The sequence below is a fragment of the Streptomyces sp. NPDC101490 genome (assembly GCF_044767145.1).
Classification (GTDB): domain Bacteria; phylum Actinomycetota; class Actinomycetes; order Streptomycetales; family Streptomycetaceae; genus Streptomyces.
In genome coordinates this window covers 367,096-389,278 of record NZ_JBIWNI010000004.1, presented here as the reverse complement: position 1 = coordinate 389,278, position 22,183 = coordinate 367,096, and the positions used below count along the sequence as shown (strand labels likewise).

At 68.6% G+C, this 22,183-nt stretch carries 14 protein-coding genes; 8 read left to right on the top strand and 6 right to left on the bottom strand.

Features of this window, described 5'->3' with window-relative positions:
* Positions 1 to 16 precede the first annotated feature (16 nt).
* Complete coding sequence (locus ACIRQY_RS12695; protein ID WP_403924522.1) at positions 17 to 298, bottom strand: hypothetical protein; 282 nt, start codon at positions 296 to 298, stop codon at positions 17 to 19.
* Positions 299 to 766: 468 nt separating this feature from the next.
* On the opposite strand from ACIRQY_RS12695, the gene ACIRQY_RS12690 reads away from it, so the two are divergent.
* The 5 genes from ACIRQY_RS12690 to ACIRQY_RS12670 all read left to right on the top strand — a co-directional run bounded on the left by ACIRQY_RS12690 (position 767) and on the right by ACIRQY_RS12670 (position 7,933).
* Complete coding sequence (locus tag ACIRQY_RS12690; protein WP_403924519.1) at positions 767 to 1,585, top strand: leucine-rich repeat domain-containing protein; 819 nt, start codon at positions 767 to 769, stop codon at positions 1,583 to 1,585.
* A 221-nt stretch (positions 1,586 to 1,806) separates the two neighbouring features.
* Positions 1,807 to 2,568, top strand: coding sequence for a hypothetical protein (locus tag ACIRQY_RS12685; RefSeq protein WP_351781479.1), 762 nt, complete (start codon positions 1,807 to 1,809; stop codon positions 2,566 to 2,568).
* A gap of 360 nt (positions 2,569 to 2,928) precedes the next feature.
* Positions 2,929 to 5,754, top strand: coding sequence for a phosphotransferase (locus ACIRQY_RS12680; protein ID WP_403924516.1), 2,826 nt, complete (start codon positions 2,929 to 2,931; stop codon positions 5,752 to 5,754).
* A 206-nt stretch (positions 5,755 to 5,960) separates the two neighbouring features.
* Positions 5,961 to 6,317: a VOC family protein gene (locus tag ACIRQY_RS12675; RefSeq protein ID WP_351781476.1), complete on the top strand. Its 357-nt coding sequence runs from the start codon at positions 5,961 to 5,963 to the stop codon at positions 6,315 to 6,317.
* An 86-nt stretch (positions 6,318 to 6,403) separates the two neighbouring features.
* A complete protein-coding gene (locus ACIRQY_RS12670) occupies positions 6,404 to 7,933 on the top strand; it encodes a UDP-N-acetylglucosamine 1-carboxyvinyltransferase (protein WP_351781474.1) in 1,530 nt (509 codons plus the stop codon).
* A 176-nt stretch (positions 7,934 to 8,109) separates the two neighbouring features.
* On the opposite strand, the gene ACIRQY_RS12665 is transcribed toward ACIRQY_RS12670, so the two are convergent.
* Positions 8,110 to 8,535, bottom strand: coding sequence for a hypothetical protein (locus ACIRQY_RS12665; RefSeq protein ID WP_403924512.1), 426 nt, complete (start codon positions 8,533 to 8,535; stop codon positions 8,110 to 8,112).
* Positions 8,536 to 8,555: 20 nt separating this feature from the next.
* Positions 8,556 to 15,326 (bottom strand): RHS repeat domain-containing protein, encoded by a 6,771-nt coding sequence (locus ACIRQY_RS12660; RefSeq protein WP_403924708.1) that lies wholly within the window; start codon positions 15,324 to 15,326, stop codon positions 8,556 to 8,558.
* Between the two features lie 633 nt (positions 15,327 to 15,959).
* Here ACIRQY_RS12660 and ACIRQY_RS12655 point away from each other — a divergent pair.
* A complete protein-coding gene (locus tag ACIRQY_RS12655) occupies positions 15,960 to 19,472 on the top strand; it encodes an FG-GAP-like repeat-containing protein (protein ID WP_403924509.1) in 3,513 nt (1,170 codons plus the stop codon).
* Positions 19,473 to 19,616: 144 nt separating this feature from the next.
* On the opposite strand, the gene ACIRQY_RS12650 is transcribed toward ACIRQY_RS12655, so the two are convergent.
* Positions 19,617 to 19,826, bottom strand: a complete 210-nt coding sequence (locus ACIRQY_RS12650) for a DUF397 domain-containing protein (protein ID WP_403924506.1) — start codon at positions 19,824 to 19,826, stop codon at positions 19,617 to 19,619.
* A complete protein-coding gene (locus ACIRQY_RS12645) occupies positions 19,808 to 20,650 on the bottom strand; it encodes a helix-turn-helix domain-containing protein (RefSeq protein ID WP_403924503.1) in 843 nt (280 codons plus the stop codon). The genes ACIRQY_RS12650 and ACIRQY_RS12645 overlap by 19 nt, the downstream gene beginning before the upstream one ends.
* A gap of 216 nt (positions 20,651 to 20,866) precedes the next feature.
* On the opposite strand from ACIRQY_RS12645, the gene ACIRQY_RS12640 reads away from it, so the two are divergent.
* Both ACIRQY_RS12640 and ACIRQY_RS12635 read left to right on the top strand, forming a co-directional pair.
* Positions 20,867 to 21,112 carry a hypothetical protein gene (locus ACIRQY_RS12640; RefSeq protein WP_403924500.1) on the top strand — a complete coding sequence of 82 codons (246 nt, stop codon included), beginning with the start codon at positions 20,867 to 20,869 and terminating at the stop codon, positions 21,110 to 21,112.
* Positions 21,109 to 21,411 carry a hypothetical protein gene (locus ACIRQY_RS12635; protein ID WP_403924497.1) on the top strand — a complete coding sequence of 101 codons (303 nt, stop codon included), beginning with the start codon at positions 21,109 to 21,111 and terminating at the stop codon, positions 21,409 to 21,411. The genes ACIRQY_RS12640 and ACIRQY_RS12635 overlap by 4 nt, the downstream gene beginning before the upstream one ends.
* A 13-nt stretch (positions 21,412 to 21,424) precedes the next feature.
* Here the strand turns inward: ACIRQY_RS12635 and ACIRQY_RS12630 are convergent, their stop codons facing one another.
* Positions 21,425 to 21,997, bottom strand: a complete 573-nt coding sequence (locus ACIRQY_RS12630; RefSeq protein ID WP_403924494.1) for a hypothetical protein — start codon at positions 21,995 to 21,997, stop codon at positions 21,425 to 21,427.
* Positions 21,998 to 22,183 lie beyond the last annotated feature (186 nt).

Sequence of the window (22,183 nt, the reverse complement as noted above, 5' to 3'; positions counted from 1 at the left end):
CATCGCCGCCGCGAGGTCATGCCGGGATGCCCTTGACCACGCTCGTCCGGTCGTCCGCCGCCATCCGATCGAGCCGTCCGAAGACGAACCCGGTCGTACGAGGTGACGCGCCGGGGGTGCGGGGGGGGGCGTACCGGTCGGCGGGTCTTGCGGAGCCGTACGTGGAGCTGTCGTACGTGGATGCCGTACCTGGATGCCGTACGTGGGCGTGGGCGGTCCGCTGCTGGACCGTGCGACGGCCCGGTTCGAGGACGCGGCTGCCGTACGCCCGTTCCGCCGGCCGCACGGTGAGCGTCACGTCTCCGGCCGGTACCGGGCGCCGACGGCCAGGCAAGACGTCGGTTGCGCATCGTGTCTGGAGCGGGACCGTCCCATGGACCGGCTCCGGGCAGCCTTCTCGGCCCTGATCCCGTGGATGATCGGAGCCGATGCCGCCCGACGGCGAGGTCTTCGGCACCCTGAAGTACTTCCCGGAGCACCTCCCCGCGACCGGTTCGGCAAACCCGGTCGCTCCCGCCTCGCCTCGGTCTCCGGCCGCCCCGTAAGGCTCCGGCCGCCCCGGACGCTCGCTCGAACGGGCTCCGCCGACGCCGCATCGCCACGACGACGCACCCCGCCGGAACGTCCGCCACCCCGGCAACGCTCCCTCGGCCGACTGCCCTGACTCGGCCCTCCGCATCCGCGAGACCGCCCGGTCCGGACCGCGACCACCCGTGACCTGTCCAGACGCCGCCTCTCCCCTCGGCGACCCCCGTATCTTGGCGCCATGACGGAGGTGGAAGAGCCGAGGCTCCACGTGAACCGCTGGGGCGACACATCGGATCCAGCCCCGGAGCGGCACCGTCAGGACACGTGCTCGTGCTTCGACCAGTCCAGGCCACGCCCGCGCGCCCGCGCCGGATTCCACACAGAACGGCAGGACACCTCCGCCCCGGGCTGGCAACACCTGCTGGAGCTGGTCGATGAGGCCGCCGACGACGGGCGCGAGGAGTTCCGCCCCCTCACCGAACTGAGCCCGGAGGAGCGGCGGCAGGTCATCACCCTGCCGCCGAGCATCGCCGGGCTGACGGCGGTCAGACACCTGGTGCTCTACGGCAGCAACATGGTCCGCATCCCGCCCGAGATCGGATCCATGACCAGCCTGGAGGAGTTCACCCCGTACACCTCGTACCGCCTTCACTGGTTCCCCTACGAGATCACCCGATGCCGAAAGCTGACCCGCAGCACAGTGAGCACGCGCGCGTTGTTCGGCAACGAGAAGCTGCGGCCGCCCTTCCCGAGACTTCAGCCTGCCCGGGGCTCCGTCGCAGACCTCGATCCGGAGAATCTGGATCCCCGGCGGTGGGGCGTCACCGCCATCCATCGCTGTGGTGTCTGCAACCATCCGATCGCGCAGGGCGGACTCCATCAGGTGTGGATCTCGCTACGCGTGGCCACCGACGTGCTTCCTCTGCTGGTCAGCGCCTGCTCGTCGGCATGTGTCGCTGAACTGCCCGGCGGTGCGGAGGGCCACATCCCCACATCGCACACAGGCGGCCGAGTCGATCAGCCGAGGTCCGACCAGGGGACTGACCGACCGACGTGACCGTGGGGCCCGGAGCGCCTTCGGCACGCGCGACGCCGTCCGGCGTGCCTCCGTGTCCCCGGCGCGGCGGCGATCCGGCAGTCCGGGGGCAGCCGGTGATCCACTCTCGTACCCCCGGGGAAGATGACGCCCGAAAACGTATGACTGGCAGTCAATTCGCTTACTCTGGAGGTACATTGTCGGCACCCGATGACGCGTGCTCGATGGGGAGGGCTGCCCTCGTGGTGGAGAAGATCGTCGGTGGTGTCCTGGTCGCCCTGCTGACCGCCGTGGGCCGGGCCCTGTGGCAGAACAGGCGGCACCTCACCCTGCTCCGCGTCCTGCTCACCCCGCTCGGCCGGGTGCGCGTCTCCGTCGCCGTACTGCTGCGGGTGAACGACGAGGACCACTACGTCCTCTTCTCCTCGGTCACCCGCCCGGGCGCCTTCGGCCCGCCCGGCGGTGTGGTCAAGTACCACGAAGCGGCCAAGCCCCGGCTCGAGCGCTTCGGGTTCGAGCCCGAGGGCCGCGTCCGCGCCGAGATGCGGCACGATCTGCGCGGTTTCCTGCCCGCCCTGCGGGTCCTGGGCTTCGCCCGCTGGCTCCAGCGGGGCACGGACCGCGAGGCCCCGACCGAGTGCCTGCGCCGCGAACTCGTCGAGGAACTGGGCGAGGTGGGCCATGAGGAGCTCGTCCCGCTGGCCCGGGAGGCCGGTTTCCAGCCCGTGGCCCGGTACATAGACGGGCCCCTGAAGGTTCCGGGGGAGACGTACCGGCAGATCCGCTTCTTCGAGGTGTACGAGCTCGTGCCCGACAGGCCGGAGGCGGTCGCACTCCGTTCCGCCGTACTGGATCTGGCGTCGGACGCCGAGGATCCCCTGGTCATCGGCGTGACCCGGCGCGACATCACCAGGGGACGGTCCCGGACCCATGTGGTGCTGCCCCAGTCGGCCTTCCTCGCGGGCGACCGCCGGGTGCGGGAGGACATCGCCCCGGTGTCCTGAGGCGGTCGGCACGGTCCTTCGGCTCCGGGCCGGACTGCTCCCGGGCCGGACCGCTCCCGGGGCGACACTCCCCCGGATGACCTCAGGCACCTCCCGTCTTCCGCCATCCGTCTTCCGTCATCCGTCCCCGTCGTCCGCCTCGGCCTCCGTCTTCCGCGCATCGCCCAGACCCTCTCCCGCCCGGATCACCTCCCGTCGGAAGCGCCCCCGGCCCTGATCACCCCGGGTCCGTCCCGCGCGCGGGACGCCGGAGCGTCCCCTCCCCCGCCCTCCCCCGCACCCGACCGTGCACCACCTGCCGGATTCGCCCTGCTACGCCCCCGGTCGTGCGGGGCCGTGGTGACCTCTCGGAAGGAACAGATGATGGTTGGTTCACCGGTGTCGCCGGAGGAGTTCAACGAGGCGTACGACATCGTCACCACGGCCCTCCAGGACATCGCCGGGGCCGACGGCCACCTGCCGAGCGGCCTCGCCAAGGCGCGCGCCATCCTGGCGACGGCCGGGGAGGAACTCGCGAGCGGAAACTTCGCGGGACCCACGTTCAAGATAGCCAACGCGGCCAAGCTCGCCGCCGAGCAGCACTACGCGGAGACGGACCCCGGACGGGCCCGCCTCCTCTTCGAATGGGCGATCCGTCTGTACGAGGCCCGGAACCCGGAGAGATACCACTCGTCCATCGACGAGTGCCAGAAGGGGCTCCTCCAGCTCGGTCCCGCGCTCCGGGTCCGGGAGGAGAGCCCGGCGGCCGACACCACGGAGGCCGTCGAGGGCGACGCGGACACCGCCGAGACGGAGCCGGAGAGCCCCGTGAGCCCGCCCAGGGCGAGGGTTCCCGGCCAGATCCGCGTGCCCGTCGCCGCCGGGCAGGCCGCGCTGGGCCTGTTCGACCGGTGGCGGTCCGACCAGCCGTGGCGGGAGTCCTTCTCGAAGCTGTACTCCGGCTTCGAGAAATGGCTGGTGGAATGCCTCACGAGGCACGCCCCCGACGCCGCCGAGGTGCTGCGGCCCCTCGTGGACGCGGACCTGAAGATGCTGGCGGAGGGCCTCGCCCCGATCCGGGTCCCGGCCGACGAGTACTGGCCCCTGCACGAGGGCGCGATGACGGTCCGCAACGCGGCGCGTACCGCCATGCGCAACTACATGGCCGGAGGCACCGCGTCCGAGGCCCAGCAGATCCGGAACCGGTTCCTGCAGAGCGCACTGCTCAACTTCTGCCTGCGCGAGCACCTGAAGTCCAACAACTACCAGGTGGTCGCCGATGTCGTCGGCTACCTCCAGATCATCCAGGCCGAGCACCGGCGCAACAGCGATCAGCGCGAACTGCTGCTCGCCGCCGCCGAGGCGACCACCCTCGTCGCCGTCAGCGAGCTCCAGGACGTCGACCTGGAGCTGCGGCTGCCCGACGTCTGCCGCTGGCTGCGCCACGCGGTGGGCATCCAGCTGCTCATCGGCGGGCCCGATCCCGTGGACCCCGAGTACAGCAACCAGGACCAGCGGGTGCGGGGCGTGACGACCGCCGAGGGGTGGGCGACCCATCTGCTCGACGAGTGGGCCAACGCGCCGGAGCACCGGCACAGCACCGCCTTCATGCTGCTGAGCCTCTCCGGCTGGAAGGAGAACCAGCTGGACCGGCTGCTCACGGGGCTCTACCACAACCCGCACGAGGAGCCGTCGGCTCGCTACCGGGACGTCCGCAGGCTCTGGCGCGGGCGCGCGGTCGGCCTGCTGGACAAGGCCAGGGACGTGAGCGTCGTGAAGAACGCCTGGGAGCCCGGCACCGCCGCGGAGGCGACCGCCTCGATGTCCCTCACCGAACGGGACCAGACGCTCCAGCTGCCCAACCGGCTGCTCCAGGGCGTCGCCGCCGAGCTGGCGCCCCGGCACGGCGGCCTCATGGTGCAGGGCGCCCTGTTCGCCGGCCGGCCCGTACCGACGTTCCTCGCGCGCAACGTCTTCGGCCCGGTCGGCGTGCTGAAGATGGACGAGGAGAGCAAGGTCCAGCGCGAGAAGCGGAACTTCGACGAGTTCGGCGAACAGCTCCAGCCGTTCTACCGGTCGAGCAAGTGCACGGTCTCGTCCACCTCGATCGTCAACCGCAGCAACGGCAGCCGCTACCAGGCGATCCTCACCTCCTACGTCTTCCGCGAGGACGACGAGCCGAGCACCTTCCGCGACTGGCTCACGCGGCGGGAGCCCGTGGGCGACGAGACCCTCAGGGGCGTGGTCAGGAAGCTCTTCGTCAAGGCCCTCGGCCCCTGGCTGAGCAACGCCAGCCGGGCCGTGGGCGACCTGCGGGGCGAGTACCCCGCCCTGCGCCCGGCCGGTTTCGAGCGGGCGGGGTACCGCCCCGGCAAGAACGCCGAATCGGAGCTCCGGAAGTTCGCCTCGCCGGAGGTCGGCACCGTCTTCGGCGTCCCGGACGGCCTGGCCTGGCGGCCCCGGAGCCTGGGGGAACTGCTCGGGGAGCACCTCGACGTCGGCGGTCTCGAGGCGGCGGACCGGAAACGGACCAGCCCGCTCTGGCTGGTGGCGCAGATCGCCGAGGTCGCCGTGCCCTCCCCGGAGTCCGCCCGGCTCGTGGACTGGCTGCTGTACGACCGTGAGCACGGCCTGACGACCCGCTACCTCACCTGTGTCTCACACGGCGACCTGCACTGCGAGAACATCCTCACCAGCGGTCCGGACGCCAGCACCCCCCACCTCTACGTGATCGACTTCGAGACCACGCACCGCGGCCACATCGCCAAGGACTTCGCCCGCCTCGAAGCGGCCCTGTGGTCGCGGACGTTCCCGTGGGCGACGGAACAGGTGCGTGTCATCCGTGAGTGGTTCGCGGCGTCGCTCCGTCCGGACCGGCTCTGGAACCCGGTCGTGCCGGAGGGCGTGGACGACTCGGTCCGCCGGGTCCTGACCTGTGTGATCGAGCTGCGGAGCATTCTCAAGGGCTGCGAGCAGTCGAACTGGGCCTTCAACGACCTCGAATACCAGTGGGCCCTGCTCGCCTCCCTGCTCCCCTTCGCCCGCTACCGCGACCACGAGGACCTGGTGAACCGTTGGCTGCCGTTCTTCCTGGCCGCCGATGTCGCCGACGCCCTGGTCAGCAGGGCCAGGGAGGCGACGGAGGGCACGGAGACGGAGGAGACGGCCGGGGGCGGAAAGAAAACCCGGTCCGGGGCGGGGTCATAGGACAGCGGCCGGAGGACAGGGGCAGGGGGCGGGGGGCAGCGGCAGGGGGCAGGGGGCGGGGGGCGGGGGGCAGGGTCGCAAGCCTCGGGCGCCCCGGCTCCGGTCGGCGTCCCCGCCCGGGACCCCGCCCCGGCTCCGGCCCGCGCCCCCACCCGTACGGCCCCCCGTGGATTGCCCGGGGCGGGGGCGCGGCCGACGATCGGGGCATGTTCAGTGGCGCGCACCTGGTCCTCTACACCCGCGACGCGGAGGCGGACCGCGCCTTCCTGAAGGACGTCTTCGGGTTCGAGCACGTGGACGCGGGCGGTGGGTGGCTGGTGTTCCGGCTGCCGCCCGCCGAGATCGCCGTGCACCCCACCGGGCGCGAGCCCCGCAGCGAGGTCTACCTCATGTGCGAGGACCTCGCCCGGACCCTGACCGCCCTGGAGGACCGGGGCGCCGAGGTCTCGCGGGCCATCACCGAACAGTCCTGGGGACTGCTCGCCGCCGTACGGCTGCCGAGCGGCACCGAACTCCCCCTGTACGAACCGCGTCACGTCACCGCGCACGACGGCTCGCCCTGACGCCCCGCCCCACCGCGCGGGGCGTTTCACTCCGATGGCCCACCCCAACCGTCAGGCTCATCTCATATCTGAGATACCGTGACGCCATGGCAGACGACTACCTCGTACGCATCGGCAAGCTCATCCGTGACGCCCGTCAGCACCGTGGCTGGACACAGACACAGCTCGCCGAGGCACTGGCCACGAGCCAGAGCGCCGTCAACCGGATCGAGCGCGGCAACCAGAACATCAGCCTTGAGATGATCGCCCGGATCGGCGAGGCCCTCGACAGCGAGATCGTGTCCCTGGGCTACGCGGGCCCCATGCACCTGAGGGTCGTGGGCCGCCGCCGGCTCTCCGGCTCCATCGACGTCAAGACGAGCAAGAACGCCTGTGTCGCGCTGCTCTGCGCCTCCCTCCTCAACAGGGGCCGCACGGTGCTGCGCCGGGTCGCCCGCATCGAGGAGGTGTTCCGGCTTCTTGAGGTGCTGAACTCCATCGGCGTCCGCACCCGCTGGATCAACGAGGGCGTCGACCTGGAGATCGTGCCCCCGGCCGAGCTGGACATGGACTCGATCGACTCCGAGGCCGCGATCCGCACCCGCTCGATCATCATGTTCCTCGGCCCGCTGCTGCACCGCATGGACCGCTTCAAGCTGCCGTACGCGGGCGGCTGCGACCTCGGTACGCGGACGATCGAGCCGCACATGATCGCGCTGCGCCGCTTCGGTCTCGACGTCACGGCCACCGAGGGCATCTACCACGCCCAGGTGGAGCGTTCCGTCTCCCCCGACCGGCCGATCGTGCTGACCGAGCGCGGGGACACCGTCACCGAGAACGCGCTGCTCGCCGCCGCCCGCCACGACGGCGCGACCGTCATCCGCAACGCCTCCTCCAACTACATGGTCCAGGACCTGTGCTTCTTCCTGGAGGCGCTGGGCGTACGGGTGGACGGCATCGGCACCACCACGCTCACCGTGCACGGGGTGCCGCAGATCGACGTGGACGTCGACTACTCCCCCTCGGAGGACCCGGTCGAGGCGATGAGCCTGCTGGCCGCGGCCGTCGTCACCGAGTCGGAGCTGACGATCCGCCGGGTCCCGATCGAGTTCATGGAGATCGAGCTGGCCGTCCTGGAGGAGATGGGCCTCGACCACGACCGCTCGCCGGAGTACGCGGCGGACAACGGACGTACGCGCCTGGTCGACCTGACGGTCCGCCCCTCCAAGCTGGAGGCGCCGATCGACAAGATCCACCCGATGCCGTTCCCCGGCCTGAACATCGACAACGTGCCCTTCTTCGCGGCCATCGCGGCCACGGCACAGGGCAAGACCCTCATCCACGACTGGGTCTACGACAACCGCGCCATCTACCTCACGGACCTCAACCGCCTCGGCGGCCGCCTCCAGCTCCTGGACCCCCACCGCGTCCTGGTCGAGGGCCCCACCCGCTGGCGCGCCGCCGAGATGATGTGCCCCCCGGCCCTGCGCCCGGCGGTGGTCGTCCTCCTCGCGATGATGGCGGCGGAGGGCACCTCGGTCCTGCGCAACGTCTACGTCATCAACCGCGGCTACGAGGACCTGGCGGAGCGCCTGAACTCGATCGGCGCGCAGATCGAGATCTTCCGGGACATCTGATACGAGGATGCCGCCGCACCCTTCCCAAACCTGGCATTCAGCCGGTCAGAGTGGGGTACGGCGGCACTTCTGGGACTTTGATCTGCGGCAGGCTGCAGGCCATGCTCCGCCGACCGGCTACGCGAAGATCCCGTCGATGGCCCCATCAGAAGCTGAGCCCGTTGACGAATGAGGCATCAGAGAGGGGAAATACCGCTCTCATACCCTTCGACCTCATACTGCTCAAGCATCCTTGAAGTACGAACCCGAATATTCCCCACCAGGAACGGAACAGCACCCGTCAGATATCTACGAGACTCGAGCAGGGGCTCTAGTACCGTGAAATACACAGCATCCTTCGAACTCATTCCCGGGAAATTATAGACCTCTTCTGCGAGACGAAAGCATCGCCTTAGCAGATCGACATTCAGATTCTCCTCACACAGGGCGGGCTGAATTACTGACCTGGTCAAAATGTCGAGGAGGTTCTCATAAAGATCAACCCCAGTGCCCGCCCTCGGCGGCACCTCACCCTTCTGAAGTTCGTACTTATCCTCCACGAACCCCTTCGCCTCGGGAACCTCCTCCACCAGACGCACGAGAAAGTCATCAGAACTGATCACCGGAATCCACTCCCCTTCGGTCAGGCAATGTCCGGTGCTGGACATCCCTCGCCCCACAGGTCACATCGAACGCCACGTCCGCTATTGAGATCGTCGTACATCCCAAAGGGATCAAGGAGCGAGTCAACCGCAGCTTTGGAAGCCTCTTCCCATCCATAGTTCCAAACGTCCGCAGGGTACGAGAGTACCGAGACCCCTGCGCCTGCGACACCGAACGTCCTACCGAATCCTCTCAAGTTCTCCGGATTCCCCGTGGGCTTATCAAGCTTGTGCGGAACCTTCTCGAACAACTGTCCCGTAATGTCAGTCAGGGATGCCATTTTCAACACGTCATTCCTGGCACCCACCATCACCCTTTTCATTTCAGGATCCGCAGCAACAACTTTCCCTACATTACCTGTTTTGTCATCCGCATTAAGAGCATTCCACAACTCGACAGCTTCAGCCCTCGCCAATTCCCTCTCCACATCCGACAGCAGATGCAGATCATTCTCTCCCGGCCTCCTGAAAAGACCTTCTCGCGCCTTCTTGTCGCTCTCCAGAACCTTCCCGAGGGCCTTCATCGTTTCCCAGCCCTTCCGAACATGCCACTGACCCTTACCCTCCAGGCGCTCACCTCTGTTCAGCTCATAAATCACAACTGTAGCCAGCTTTCCGTCACCCTTGACGGATTTCGCCACGTCTTTCGCATAGATCTGTTTGAGAACGCCCTGCAGTCCCTTATTTTGAACATTGGGCCTCGCCGCGCGAGGCTTATCCCAACCAGGATTCGGCGTGGGCGAGTTGGAGTTTCCTAGGCGATACGCCTCGTCGTCCATCAAACCTGTTGGATCACTCCGCGAGACGGGGCTGTTATGACTGTAGGCGTATCCATTCATTTGGAGCGGGTCGGCCATGTCGATGATGGGGTCAGCGGAGAGGAACCGGCCGGTGTTCTGGTCATACTCACGGGCGCCGATATGAGTGAGGCCGGTGGCGGTGTCGTCGATGCCAACGCCTAGGTAGCTCCGCTTGTTGGGCCAGGCAGTCGGCTTGGTTCCGCGAAGTTCGCCATAGGGCTTGAAGGAACGGCGGTTAACGGCCTGGCCGGTGGAGATTTGGACAGAGGTGTTGGCTGTGCCGAGATGGTCAGCAATCAGAACGCTGGTCGTGTGACCGGCGATGGAACCGTTCATGGTGGTTCGCGTGACGGTCGGAGCGCCTGTATGGGCGTAAGAGCGGGATGCCCTGGTAATGGTGGCGCCGTTGGTCGTAAGTTCGGTTTCGCCGAGGTACAGGGTGCTGCCTGTCGATGTCTTCTCCAGGATGCGGTTGCCTGCGGCGTCGTAGACATAAACGATCTTGTCGTTGCCTACGGTGTTCGAATCGAGCTTCCCTTCGGGCGTCCACTGCAGGGCCTGAGTCTTGGTACCGCCGAGAATGGTACGGGTCTTGGTGGTACCAGTTTCGTGATAAGTGTAGGTGCTGCTCATGCCTGCGATAGGGGAAGTCACTGAGGTCAGCGCGTGAGGCTGGGCACTGGTGTAGGCGTATGCGTATTCAGTGTTCTTGGAAGTGTCGCCAGCCGGATCGTGATCGGTCTTCCTGGTTCGGTTTCCGAGCCAGTCATAAATGAAGGACTGGTGGTAGGCGGCAGCGCCGGTGACTGCAGAGCCGACGGCGACAGTGCCGGTGGCGGGTGCCGTGTTGGCGAGGCCTGCGGGCGCAATTCCCTCCTGGTGGGCGGCATCAGCCACGGGGCCGTTGGACGGAGTTCCGACACTGCTGTAGCCCCACGCGGCTCCTGAGGCCGACTTGCAGCCGCGCCCCTTACCATCAGGCGTGATGCTCGAGGTCCAAGCGTTGACGAGTTCACCCATTGCGTCATAGGTGAAACACTGGTTGTCCCAGGTCGTGAGGGTTGGTGTCTCGGCGGTTTGCCGGGCGCTGGAGGTCATCAGGCCGGAGGCGTCGTAGCTATATCCGGTATCCGACAGGCGATGGGGGCCAGCGGTTTCCCGGTCGGTCACCGTGCGCTGGAGGCGGCCGGTGTGTTCGTCGATGAAGTTGGTCGTCCAGACGCGGTAGGGCTGGGCACTGGAGACAGCGCGCAGGACCTCGCCGTAGGGCGAGTAGGTGGCGTCGGAGGTGTACCAGGCGAGCCCGGAGGTGGATTCGGGCAAACCATCTTCGTTGTACCGAGTGATGACCTTCTCTTTTGCCAGGCCTCCCTTGGCCGGCAAGGTGACGGACTGCGGCATGCCGGTATGGGTGTAGGTGTAGTCGTAGGTGTACGTGCCGTGGAGGCCCGTGGTCATTTCGTTCTCAGGGATAACGGTTTCGTGCCTGGTCGGCCGGTACTCGGCGTCGTAATTTGTCACCCGGGCGACGTAGTCACCGAGGGCAGTTATCCGCTTCGATTCGTAGGGCAGGCCAAGTGCTCCTTCTGCGTCGTAGGTGAACTTCTTGACCGGGGTGAAGCTCGTTTTGCCCGTGGCCACCTCGGTGATCCTGCCGAGGATGTCATAGGTGGTACGGGTCGCCTGGTTGAGAGTGTCCTTGACGATCTCGGGGCGGTCTGCGCTGTCGTACGTGGTTTCGGTGGTGCCGGTGTCGGGGTCGGTGGTGGAAGTGACCCGGCCCCGTGCGTCATGGATGTACGTCCAGGCGTTACCGGCCGGGTCGGTGACCTTTGCGCGGTTGCCGCGCTGGTCGTAGGCGTAGCTGGTGGTGCGGGTGTTGCCGGAGCCGGTGTGGTGCTTGATCTCGGTGACACGACCGAGGGCGTCGGTGACCGTGGTGACGGTGGGAACCGTGGCCCCGGCAGGGTCGACTGTGACGCTGGTGTCCGCCGCGTAGGTGGTCGTGGTCGGCGTCTGCGCCGTCCTCCCGCGATACGGGGTCTGCCTGGTCGGGCGCTCCAGGCCGTCGTAGGTGGTCAGGACCCGGCTCGGGACGATGCTCGGAGACTTGACCTGGAACAGTTCTGCTGTCGGCTCGTCCTTGACGAGGTAGCCGCCCGTCTGTTCGGAGACCAGGCCGTGGTCGTTGTAGTGGGTGTCGGTGACGATGCGTCCAGGGCCGTGGGCTTCGGACTGGGTCTGCACCTGGCGCATCAGACCGTCGTAGAGGGTGACCTGGCGGGCGTAGGTGCCGTCGTCCTTGAGCGTCTTGACGGTGACGGCCGCGGGGCGGGTGTCCTTGGTCGTAGCGGTGGCGGGCTGGTAGGCGATCTCGACGCTGGGGCTCTGGGTGCCGGTCGACCGGGAGGCGGACCAGCCCTTGGTGAGACGGCCGAGGTCGTCGTACTCGGTGCGGGTGACACGGCCGTTGGGGTCGGTGACCGTCAGGGGCAGTGCGCGGCCGGCGTCGAAGGTCGTGGTGGTCGCGTGGTCGGCGGCGTTGAAGGTCTTGGTGGAGTTGACCGGGCCTCCCTTGTCGCCGCCGGGGAGGTACTGGACCTCCACCTCACCGGCTCCGGGCTTGGTGACGGTGCGGACGCGGCCGAGGGGGTCGTGGGTGGTGGTCGTGGTGACGGAGTGGGCGGTGCCGGTTCCGTCGATGGTGTCGACGCCGGTCACCAGGCCCTTGGTGGGGGTGGCGCCCTGGGCGAGGCCGTCGTAGCGGGTGCGGACCGAGCTCTTGAGTTCGGTGGCCGGTTTGGCCGTGGCGTGGCCGGCGCAGGTGGTGGCGGTGGTGCGGACCGTGGTGGGCAGTGCGATCAGCCACGCGGTGGTGTTGTGGACGTAGGCCGTCTTGGTGCAGGTGGGTTCGGAGAGGGTCTCTCCCCCGCTGGTCTTCGGGGTGACGACCACCGTCTCGACCGCTGTGGGGAGGTTGTACGTGGGATCGCGTTCGAGGGTGGTGCTGCGCACCCCTCGCCAGCTGGTTTCACCGATCTTCTGGATGGAGTCGGTCTTCTTGACGCTGGTGCGGTAGGCGACCAGATCGGGGAGCGTGGTGCCGTCCTCGGCCTTCCGGGGGCGTGCGGCGGTCTTGAAGGCCGTGTCGGGGAAGGTGCGGGTGCGGGCGGTGAACTCCCCCGGTTTCTTGAAGGAGTTCAGGTACGTGAGGGTCTCGGCCGTCATACCGGCGTACTGCGGTGCGTCGTCGGCGAGGAGGACCGTGTCGTCGATGGAGTCCTTGACCTCACCTCCGGCACCCAGGAAGTAGCGTGTGACGGAGAGCGACTTCGGAGCGGTCGCGGTCTTCGTGGACGTGCCGCCCTTGGTGACGGTGACCTGCCGGTAGCCGCGCCAGTCGCTGTGGGTACGCAGGGCGGGGCGGACGAACTCGTCCTCGCTCTGGGCCCAGGCGGGGCCGGAGTAGGTGTACTCGGTCTTGATGGAAGCACCGAACAGGTTCGCCACTTTGTCGTTCTCGGTGACCGAGGCGACGACGTACTTGTTGAACCAGGCCTTGGCGGGCTTCTTCTCCTCACCGTCCGGGGACCAGCGGACCGGGTAGCAGGTGCCGTTGGCCTTGCCCGCGTCGGTGGTGGGCTCGGTCTGGCAGCCGCCGGTGTACTCGACCTCGATCTCCCCACCGGCTTCGGTGGCGACGATGCCGATACGGGGCCGGGTGAAGCCGGGGCGCTTGTCGCGGGGGCCGGTGGGGACGAGGTTCGGCAGCTGCTTGTCGAGGAGGTGGGGCTCGCGGGGCGTTCCTGGTTCCGCCTTGCGGTAGGCGAGGGGGTGGTGCGGCTTGACCTGGTACTGGGCGAAGCTGACGCCGTCCTCGGACTGGCGGGTGCCGCCACCGCCCTCAGGAGTCTCACCGGGGCTGTAGCCGGTGCGGGTGAGGGAGTTGAGCCAGAGGCCGGGAGCGGTGTCGTACCAGTCTTCCGGGAAGGACTGGTGCAACTTGTAGACGTCGACGTATCCCAGACCGGTCTGGCCGGCGCGGGCGGCCTTGGTGGTGACGGTGTCGAGGCGCAGCTGGGTCCAGAAGGACGGGAATCCGGGGCAGAGCTTGGACGTGCTCTTGCAGTTCAGGGATCCGGGCGTGTCCCACCAGGGGCGGTACGCTCCGGGGTCGCCGGTCTTGGCGAAGTTGGCCTCGGCGCAGGCGGCGACGGACCTCAGGCAGCGCTGTTCGACGCCGAACTCGACCGTGGCGGACGGCTTGGTGAGGTCGGAGGCGCGCATGCCGTACTCGATGCTCACCGGGTAGGCGGCGCGGTCGTACTTCTCGGGGGTCTTGCGCTTGTCCCGGACGGCGTAGTGGTTCGTCTCCTGCTTCCAGTTGACGATCATGACGTTGCCGTGGACGTCCTCGACCTTGTCCAGGCCCCAGCGCCACGCCTGCTGCTTGCCGTCGCCACAGCGCGAGGCGGCGAACGTGCCGGCGCGGCAGGGCTCGCCGGGGTGGTTGCCGAAGACAGGGACGGTGGAGACCGAGTTGGTGTCGCCGTGGCCGCCGCCCACCTTGTTCAGGCCGAAGTGGTACTTGGTGCCGTCGGTGGTGGTGACGGTCCAGTACTCGCCGTTGTCGTCGTCGTTGGCGGTACTGCCTTCGAGCTTCCGGGGGCGGTGCTCGATGCGGGTGCCGTCGTCGCGCTGGGGACGGTAGATCTCGACGTCGGACTCGGGGTCGCTGGTGGCGGGGGCGTCACGGACGAGCTCGGTGGTGCTGCCGCCCAAGGACATGACGGCGTTGTACGACACCCAGCACAGGTCGCTCGTCTTGTCGGCCTTGGCCGTGTTGTTCGGGAGCTCGTCGCCCAACTTGTGGGTGTCGTCCTTGCAGGAGCGGTAGCGGCGTTCGATGAAGCCGGGGCTGTAGTCCCAGCCCTCGCCGATCCAGGACGCCTGGGGCGAGGAGACGGCGGTCTTGCCGTCGACGGCCTGCGAGCTGTAGGAGAGCGTGATGCTCGGTGCGGGGCCGGCCGGGGCGGCGGGCATGGTCATCGGGTAGGACCAGGTGAACGCGCCGGACGAACCGCCCGCGCCCCACTTGCCGCTGGAGGCGAGCGGGGTGGCCTTGAAGGAGCCGCCGGGACCCGCGCCGGAGTCCACCGCGCCGACGACCGCCTTGTCGCCACCCGCGGCTGCGGGGGTGGCGGTCGCGTAGGACGCCTGCATGATCGACGGGCCGGACTGGGGGGCGCCCGCGGACGAGGCGGGCGTGACGGTGCCGTCGGCCGCGGTGTCGACCACTGCGGTCAGGGTGTGGGTGACGGGGTCGTTGGCCGTCTCAAGTTCCTCGTACGCCTGGCACGCCTCTTCGAGGGGCGTGGTGAGGTAGCACTCGGGGAACTGCACCAGCCGCAGGCGCGAGGCCCAGTCGGCTCCGTGGAGGTTCTCGAACTTGTCGTACTTGAGGCCGACGTTGATGGGCACGGAGCCGGTGGCGGGGGCCTGGACCGTGACGAGGGCCCCGACCTTGAGCGCTTCCTCGACGCCCTTGCCGGTCTCGCCGCTGCGGTCGACGACACCGAACTGCCAGGTGCCGGTGGGCGCGGGCCGACCCTCCGCCGGCCCTGCCAGGACGGGAAGGCCGGAGATCTGCTTGAGGCCGTCGCTTTCCGCGGCTGTCGTGGTGGAGGTCGCCGAGGCGGGGCCGACCGTGGGGCCGAAGGTGAGCGCCCCGGTGTCCGGAGCCGGGGTCGTCGCCGTGCCCACTGGCGCCTGCGCCAGATCGGTGGGCACCTGGACCTTGAGCGAATCGAGACCCTGCTCGAACGTCCGGCCGTCGAGGGGCTTCTCGACCTCGATCGCCTCAAGGTCGAGGGGCTCGGTGTCGGCGAGGGTCTCCCGGCCGGTCTCGATGTTCGCCGGGTCGGGTGGCATGGCCAGGGACTCGGCCGGCATGAGTCCCAGCAACAGTGCCGCGCCGAGCGCGGGTATGACGGCGCGGCGGGCCCGGTGACGGGAATGACGAGCGAACAAGGGGACCCTCCGGACCACTTGAAGCGGGAACCGGAGACGGACCGCAGGTGATTTCACTTCAGATTCGGCAGATTCTGTGGGCAGGCCGTGAAGGAAAGCCAGGGAATATATCCTCGCCGTGATTATCATCACGGAACGTAATCACGCAGACACGGGCGAGGATGCCGGTATGCGAATCGAACCGGCAAAGCCGTTGGCCAAGCCACCAAGGTCATCAAAATTCGCGACTGATGTGTCTTGTGCGTAAAAGGCGCGCCTGTGAAGCCGCTTCAGGCGATTTCCACCCTTCCGCCCTGCCCCTCGACGTGTGTGCGCCGTGCGTCGAGGGCGGTTTCTCCCACCACCAGGAACAGGAAGCGGCCTCAAGGGGCGAAACCGGTCCCCCATAAGACAGGTGACGGCGTCCGGTCGATGGGACATCATCTGCTGGCCCAGCCGTGCCTGCGCGAAAGGTGCTCCGTCCCGGACCCACCCGCTATGACGTCATGGCCGGCTTCGTGGTTTCAGCCGGTGCCCTGAGAGCCCGGATCCTGGGAAGTGAGGGGTTCTCTCCTGATGAGACAGACATGGCAGCAGCCCGCGGCCCGGCGCCTGGGCGCCGCGGTGATCGCGGCGGCACTCGCCGCGGGCGGCATCACCTACGCGAGCCTCCACACCTCCTCCCCCGTTGACGGAGCCCTCGCCCCGGAGGCGGGGCAGAGCGGCGGGAACGCGCCTCGGACGGTGAGCCAGGCGCGCGCGGTGTCGCTGGCACGCGAGACCGGTGAGCCGGTGGAGGTCACGGCGCTGCGGACGACCCGTTCGACGACGTGGGCCCGTCCGGACGGGCGGATGACGAAGAAGCTCTACGCCTCGCCGATCCGGGCCAAGGTCGGCCAGGAGTGGAAGGCGATCGACACGACACTGCGGCGGACGGACCGAGGCTGGGCACCCGCGGCGACCAACACCCGCGTGGTGTTCTCCGCCGGCGGCGAGGCCGGGCGCTCCGAGCGGGCGTCGCGCGCACGGGTGAGCCGTGTCTCCCTCGTGAAGGACCACAAGGCCCTCGTGAAGGGCTTCAAGACCGAGGCCGGTACGGGAACCCCGCTGGTCACGCTCACCGTCGGCGGCACGGCGGAGGTTCCGGACCTCCACGACATCCAGCTGACCTGGCCCGGGCCGGTGCCCACGCCGATCATCGACGGATCGAGGGCGCTGTACCCGGAGATCTTCCCCGGCGCCGACCTGGTGCTGACGGCAGAGGACGACGGCTTCGCCCAGCTCGTCGTCCTGAAGAACCGTCAGGCCGCGGCGGACCCGCACGTCGCGCAGCTGACGTACGGACTGACCTCGCCCACGCTGAACTTCCGTCTCGACCCGGTGTCGGGCATCGTCGGGGCCGAGGACGCCGACGGCCAGGGGGTGGCGCTGTCGCCGACCCCTCTGATGTGGGACAGCAGTGGCGCTCCCGCCGTCACCGACGGTCAGCTCGGCGCGTCCTCGCAGCCGACCGCTCCCGAGTCCGTCGAGCCGGTCACCACGACCTCCGCTCCGGAACCCAGCCCCAGCACGAGCACCGAGGGGCTGGCCGACGACAACGTCGACCCCGAGGCCGAGGTGCTGCCCACCGCCACGGACGAGCCGGCTCCCACGCTCACCGGCGCCCCGCTGCCCACGGTCCCCGCCGAGCCCCTACCGGCGCCCTCACAGACGGGCTCCGCGGCCACGTTGAGCCTGCCGCTGCTCAACGGGCCCTCGCCCGAGTCGCGTGGCGACGTGGTGGAGAGCGACCTGGGTGAAGACAGCTGGCTTCTCACGCCGGATCTGGACTTCCTGAACGACCCGGCCACGGTCTTCCCGGTCTTCATCGACCCGACGGTGAAGAAGCACACCCAGGACTGGACGACCGCCTACAGCCGTCATCCGAACGCCACCTTCTTCAACGGCAAGGACTTCAACAAGGGCGGTACCCACGAGGCCCGCGTCGGGTTCGAGTCCGACACCTGGGGAACCTCCCGTTCGTACTTCAACATCGCCTTCGGCAGGGACCTGAAGGACGCCAAGATCGAGACGGCCACCCTGCGGGTGCTGGAGACCTATTCCTGGTCCTGCAGCCCGAGGTCCATGTCCGTCCACCTCACCGGTCCCATCAACGGGCGGACCAACTGGAAGAACGCCCCCGCCCTGACCGACGCGAACCTGGCCGCCGCGCCAAGGAGCTTCGCCCACGGATACAAGACGGGCTGCAGGGACGACTACGAGACCTTCGACGTGAGGGCCGCCGCGCAGAAGACGGCCGACAGGGGCAAGGACCTGATCACCTTCGGCATGCGTGCCAGGGACGAGAAGAGCCAGTTCGCCTGGAAGAAGTTCTCGGCCAACGGTGACAACGGCCCCGTCCTCGAACTGACCTTCAACAGTCCCCCGACGGCCCCGACGGGCCACGACCTCAGCCCCGACGCCAGGTGCACCACCACACCTCCCTACGTCCGCGTCGGCGCCTCCAGCATCGCCTTCACCGCACGCGCCACCGACAAGGACAAGAACCTCGCCTCCCTCAACTTCGCCCTGTGGCCCACCAACAAGTGGTCCACCACCGGCAACCTGCTGAAGTCCACCGGAACCGTCTCCGTCGGGGCGGACACCAGCGATGCCAAGCGCACCACCTCTGGTTTCTCCACCAGTACCCTGACCAACAACGTCACCTACTCGTGGAACGTCCGGGCGATCGACGCCGCCGGTGCCTCGTCCGTCTACACGCCCAAGGTTCCTTGCCGGTTCGTCTTCGACAGTGCCGAGCCCAGCCCTCCCAGGGTCAGCTCCGTCGACTTCCCCGACGCCGACGGCGAGGACAACGACAACTCCTTCGGCAACGCGCCCGAGGACTCCACCTGGTCGAAGAAGAAGTTCGGCACCCCGGGCTCCTTCACCTTCCGGGCTCTAGAGACAGATGTCGTCCGCTACGAGTACGGCTTCAACGCCGGCAGCTACCCCCACGTCCTGAAGCGCACCGCCGGCACCGCCACCTCGGTCCCCGCCACCCTCGACGACGTGAAGCCCCCCGCGGCCGGTCCCAACGTGCTCTATGTGAGAACCGTCGACGGCGCCGACAACTACTCCCAGCCCACGAAGTACTTCTTCTACATCACGCCACGGGACCAGGCGGACGCCGCAGGCGACTTCACCGGCGACCGACTCCCCGACATGCTGACCATCACCGCGGGCGGCAACCTCCGCCTCTACCCCTCACAGGCCGACAAGAACCTCAAGCCCACCGGTGACATCGACTACTCCATGTCCGGCGCGTACCAGGAGAACCCCGCCAGGGATCCCAACGGCACGGACAAGCTGCCCAAACTCATCGGCCCGCCCTCGGGCTACTTCAGCGGCGCGCTGATCACCCACAACGGAGACTTCTACGGCGGCGACGGCCTGCAGGACGTCATCGCGGGCGTGGGCGGCAAGTGGTGGGTCTACCCCGGCGACGGCTACGGGGCCATCAACATCACCAAACGCCGTGAGATCCTTCTGCCTCCCAACGCGCCCGTTCCCTCCACCTTCGTCTACACCCAGATCCTCGCCACCGGTGACGTCACCGGTGACGGCCTGCCCGACCTGTTCGCCACCGCGGGCGACCAGCTCTGGGCCTTCACCGGCTACAACGGAGCCTCCTTCTCCGAAGCCCGCATGCTGACCAGCGCCCCCTGGGCCGCACGCGACCTCGTCAGCGTCGCCGACATCGGCGGGGACGGCGTGCCCGACCTGCTCTTCCGCACCGAGGAGTCCGGACGCGGTCTGCTCCTGCGACACGGCAAGCCCGGCGCGAACGGCGGAGTCGACCTCACGTCTCTCGCCATCGCCGCGAACTCCAAGACCGGCCAGGACGAGGTCTACGGCACCGGTGGCTGGAACAAGGCCTCCATGCCCATGCTCATGGGCACCCCCGACGCCAACGGCGACACCGTCCCCGACATCTGGGCGGCCGCCTCCGACGGCAAGCTGTACTTCTACCCCGGCAAGCAGACCGAGCACGGCATCCGCTTCATGGCCAGCGACGTGGGCTGGACCACCAACCGCGCCATCGGCTGACCGGCCGACACGACGGCGAAGGGTAAGGGGAACGGCCACACCGTGGTCGTTCCCCTTACCCGTTCTCCGCGACCTGCCCGGGACCTCCGACGCCTTCCAGCGAGACCTGCGGTCCCGATGGTTCGCGGGGCCTCTGCCTCGTACTCAGCCGTTCAGCCGCCCCGCCTTGACAGCCGTCACGAAGGACGACCAGTCACCCACCGGGAACACGAGCACCGGGCCGCCCGGAACCTTGCTGTCCCGTACCGGGACGAGGGGGGTGAAGTCGTCGGAGATCTCGACGCACGCCCCACCGTCCTGGTTGCTGTAACTGCTCTTGCGCCAGTTCACAGCGCTCAGGTCGATGGATCGCACGGTAGTTCCTCCAACATGCACAGGACGGTTTTCCGCGACTCGGCAGGGGAAAGCGCCAGGTCACGCATCGCATCGTACGCACGCTGCATACGCTCCACTACAGCGTTGTCCTCGAAGAGTTCGCCGCCGTATCCGTGCTCCGTATATGCCACGGTGCGCCAGCCCGGCAGACGTAGGAACCAGACGTCCGTGCTCGACAAGCCGTGCAGTCCCGCCTCTTGCGGCAGCACTTGGAGCGTCACGTTCGGCCGCTCGGCCACCTCGTACAAGTACTTGAGCTGCTCCCGCCACGCCGCCGCGTCCCTCAAGGCCGTCCGCAAGGCCACCTCCGACAGGATCGTCCGGAAGGGAGGCGGGTCCTCACCCTCCAGTAGTTCCCGCCGCTCCATCCGCGCCTCGACCTGCTGCTCCAGCTGCTTTCCTTTGAACCCGCCCAGCGACAGCAGTTCCCGCGCGTACCCCGGCGTCTGCAGCAGCCCCGGCAGCACGCTCACCGCGAAGTGCCACAGGCTCACCGCCTCGGCCTCCAGCGTCATGTACCGCCGGTAGCGTTCCTTGAACTGCGACTTGTCCCCCGCCGCCAGTTCCCAGAGGGCCAGCAGCAGTTCCGGCGTTCCGTAGAAGGTGTCCAGGGCCCGGACGACGTCCGGGCTGCTGATCGTCTCGCCCTTCTCCATCTTGCCGAAGAGCGACCAGTCCCAGCCGACCCGTTCCCCGAGCTGCCGCAGGCTCAGCTTCCGCTCCACCCGCAGTCTGCGCAGTTCCTCCGCGAACCGCTGACGTGGCTCCTGGCTGCGACCGCTGACCACTCGTCGCTGCGGCATGGTGCTTCCTTCCGAATCGCTCGCGCGGGCGGAGGACGGGACAGGCCGTGGAAGGTGTGGAACCGGCGGCACGCCCGGGGAAGCACGCTCCCCGTCCACGTCCGGCCCCCGCACAGTCGGGCACATCCTCGTCACATCCGGACTACGCAGCGTAATTCACCGCATTGTCAGCGAGTCCGGGAATCCGCGTAATCGACCCCCACGAGGAGCCGACCCATGGTATTCACCCCCGACGAACCGGACACCCCCTCCCTCAAGATCCAGGAGGCCCTGGACGCGCGGGACGCGCTCGCCGCCGCCCTCAGCCGGGCCGGTGTCCAGCTTCCCGCCATGGACATCCGCACCCCGTGGCAGGACGACCGCGAGGGCGAGACCCGGTACGCCCTCGTTCATCTCGGGGTCTGCTCCGCGCCGGTCGCCCACGCGCTCGCCACCGTGATCCTCAACGGGCTCGCCCGGTGACGGAGGAAGGCGACGGGCCGCCCCTCGTGGACGCGGTCGTCCTCGACACCGCCCGCAACCGCGTGGGCCGTGTCATGGGCTCCGAGGGCCCTTACCTCCAGCTCCGTCCCCTCGGCGGCGGCCGCGAGTGGGACGTCACGGCGGCGCAGCTCCACCGCCTCACCGGCGCGGAGCTGCTGAGCACCCTCGTCGCCGAGGCCAACGCCCGCAGTCGCCGCAACGGCGGCAACGGGCCGCCACTCGGGCTGGCTCCGGGGGAAACCGAAGGGCCGCCCCCTCCTGGGGGCGGCCCGGTCTGACGGATTCCGGCGGCTACTCGCCGTCCTCGGCCTCGTCCTCGAAGTACGCGTCCAGGGCCGCGTCCAGTTCCTTCTCCCAGACGGGGAGCTGGTTGCGGTCCGGGGCGATGATCTCGATGGGGTACCAGCGGGGGCCGGGGGTGTGCACGGTGACGAGGAAGCGGCGGCCGAAGCGCTTCGTCTCCGACTCGACCGCGTTGATCTCGTCCCAGCGGAACTCGCACGCCTCCTCGTCGTAGCTCAGCCGGACGCCGTCGGCGTCGGCGACGATGCGGCCCCGCCGGTCCGCCGCCTCGAAGACGGGGCCGTCGGCCGCCTCGGGGGCGGCGTCCTCGGGTTCCTCCTCGGCCGGTTCGTCCGCGTCCGTGTCCGCCTCGGCGTCGGCGGGTCCGGGTCCGGGGCCGGGTTCGGATTCGGCCTCGGCGGGCGCGTCGGCGGCTGCCGGGCGCGCGTCCTCGGGCGGTTCCTCCTCGGCCTTCGGTGTCACCACCGGGACGGGCGCCGCCATGATGCCCGGTATGAATCCCGGGTCCGCCGAGGCGCCGGGCAGGGGCTGGGTGCTGGGTCCTGTGCTCTGCTGCTCCACGGCCGCAGTATGGCCGACGCGGCTGTGGAGTGCGTAAAGAGGTTCGATCCGGGGGCCGGAATTCCCGCGCACGGGGGTCCGCGCACCGCCGGACGGGTGTGGGGGCGGAACCTGCGGGGAGCCCCCGGGCCCCGGCTCCGTACGCCCGGTCCGGTACGACCCGGGTACGGAAGCCCGGCCCCGTAC

Coding starts and splice junctions, on each gene's coding strand:
- ACIRQY_RS12690 (WP_403924519.1), top strand. CDS start 767: ATGACGGAGGTGGAAGAGCCGAGGCTCCACGTGAACCGCTGGGGCGAC.
- ACIRQY_RS12680 (WP_403924516.1), top strand. CDS start 2,929: ATGATGGTTGGTTCACCGGTGTCGCCGGAGGAGTTCAACGAGGCGTAC.
- ACIRQY_RS12675 (WP_351781476.1), top strand. CDS start 5,961: ATGTTCAGTGGCGCGCACCTGGTCCTCTACACCCGCGACGCGGAGGCG.
- ACIRQY_RS12670 (WP_351781474.1), top strand. CDS start 6,404: ATGGCAGACGACTACCTCGTACGCATCGGCAAGCTCATCCGTGACGCC.
- ACIRQY_RS12660 (WP_403924708.1), bottom strand. CDS start 15,326: ATGCCGGCCGAGTCCCTGGCCATGCCACCCGACCCGGCGAACATCGAG.
- ACIRQY_RS12655 (WP_403924509.1), top strand. CDS start 15,960: ATGAGACAGACATGGCAGCAGCCCGCGGCCCGGCGCCTGGGCGCCGCG.
- ACIRQY_RS12645 (WP_403924503.1), bottom strand. CDS start 20,650: ATGCCGCAGCGACGAGTGGTCAGCGGTCGCAGCCAGGAGCCACGTCAG.
- ACIRQY_RS12640 (WP_403924500.1), top strand. CDS start 20,867: ATGGTATTCACCCCCGACGAACCGGACACCCCCTCCCTCAAGATCCAG.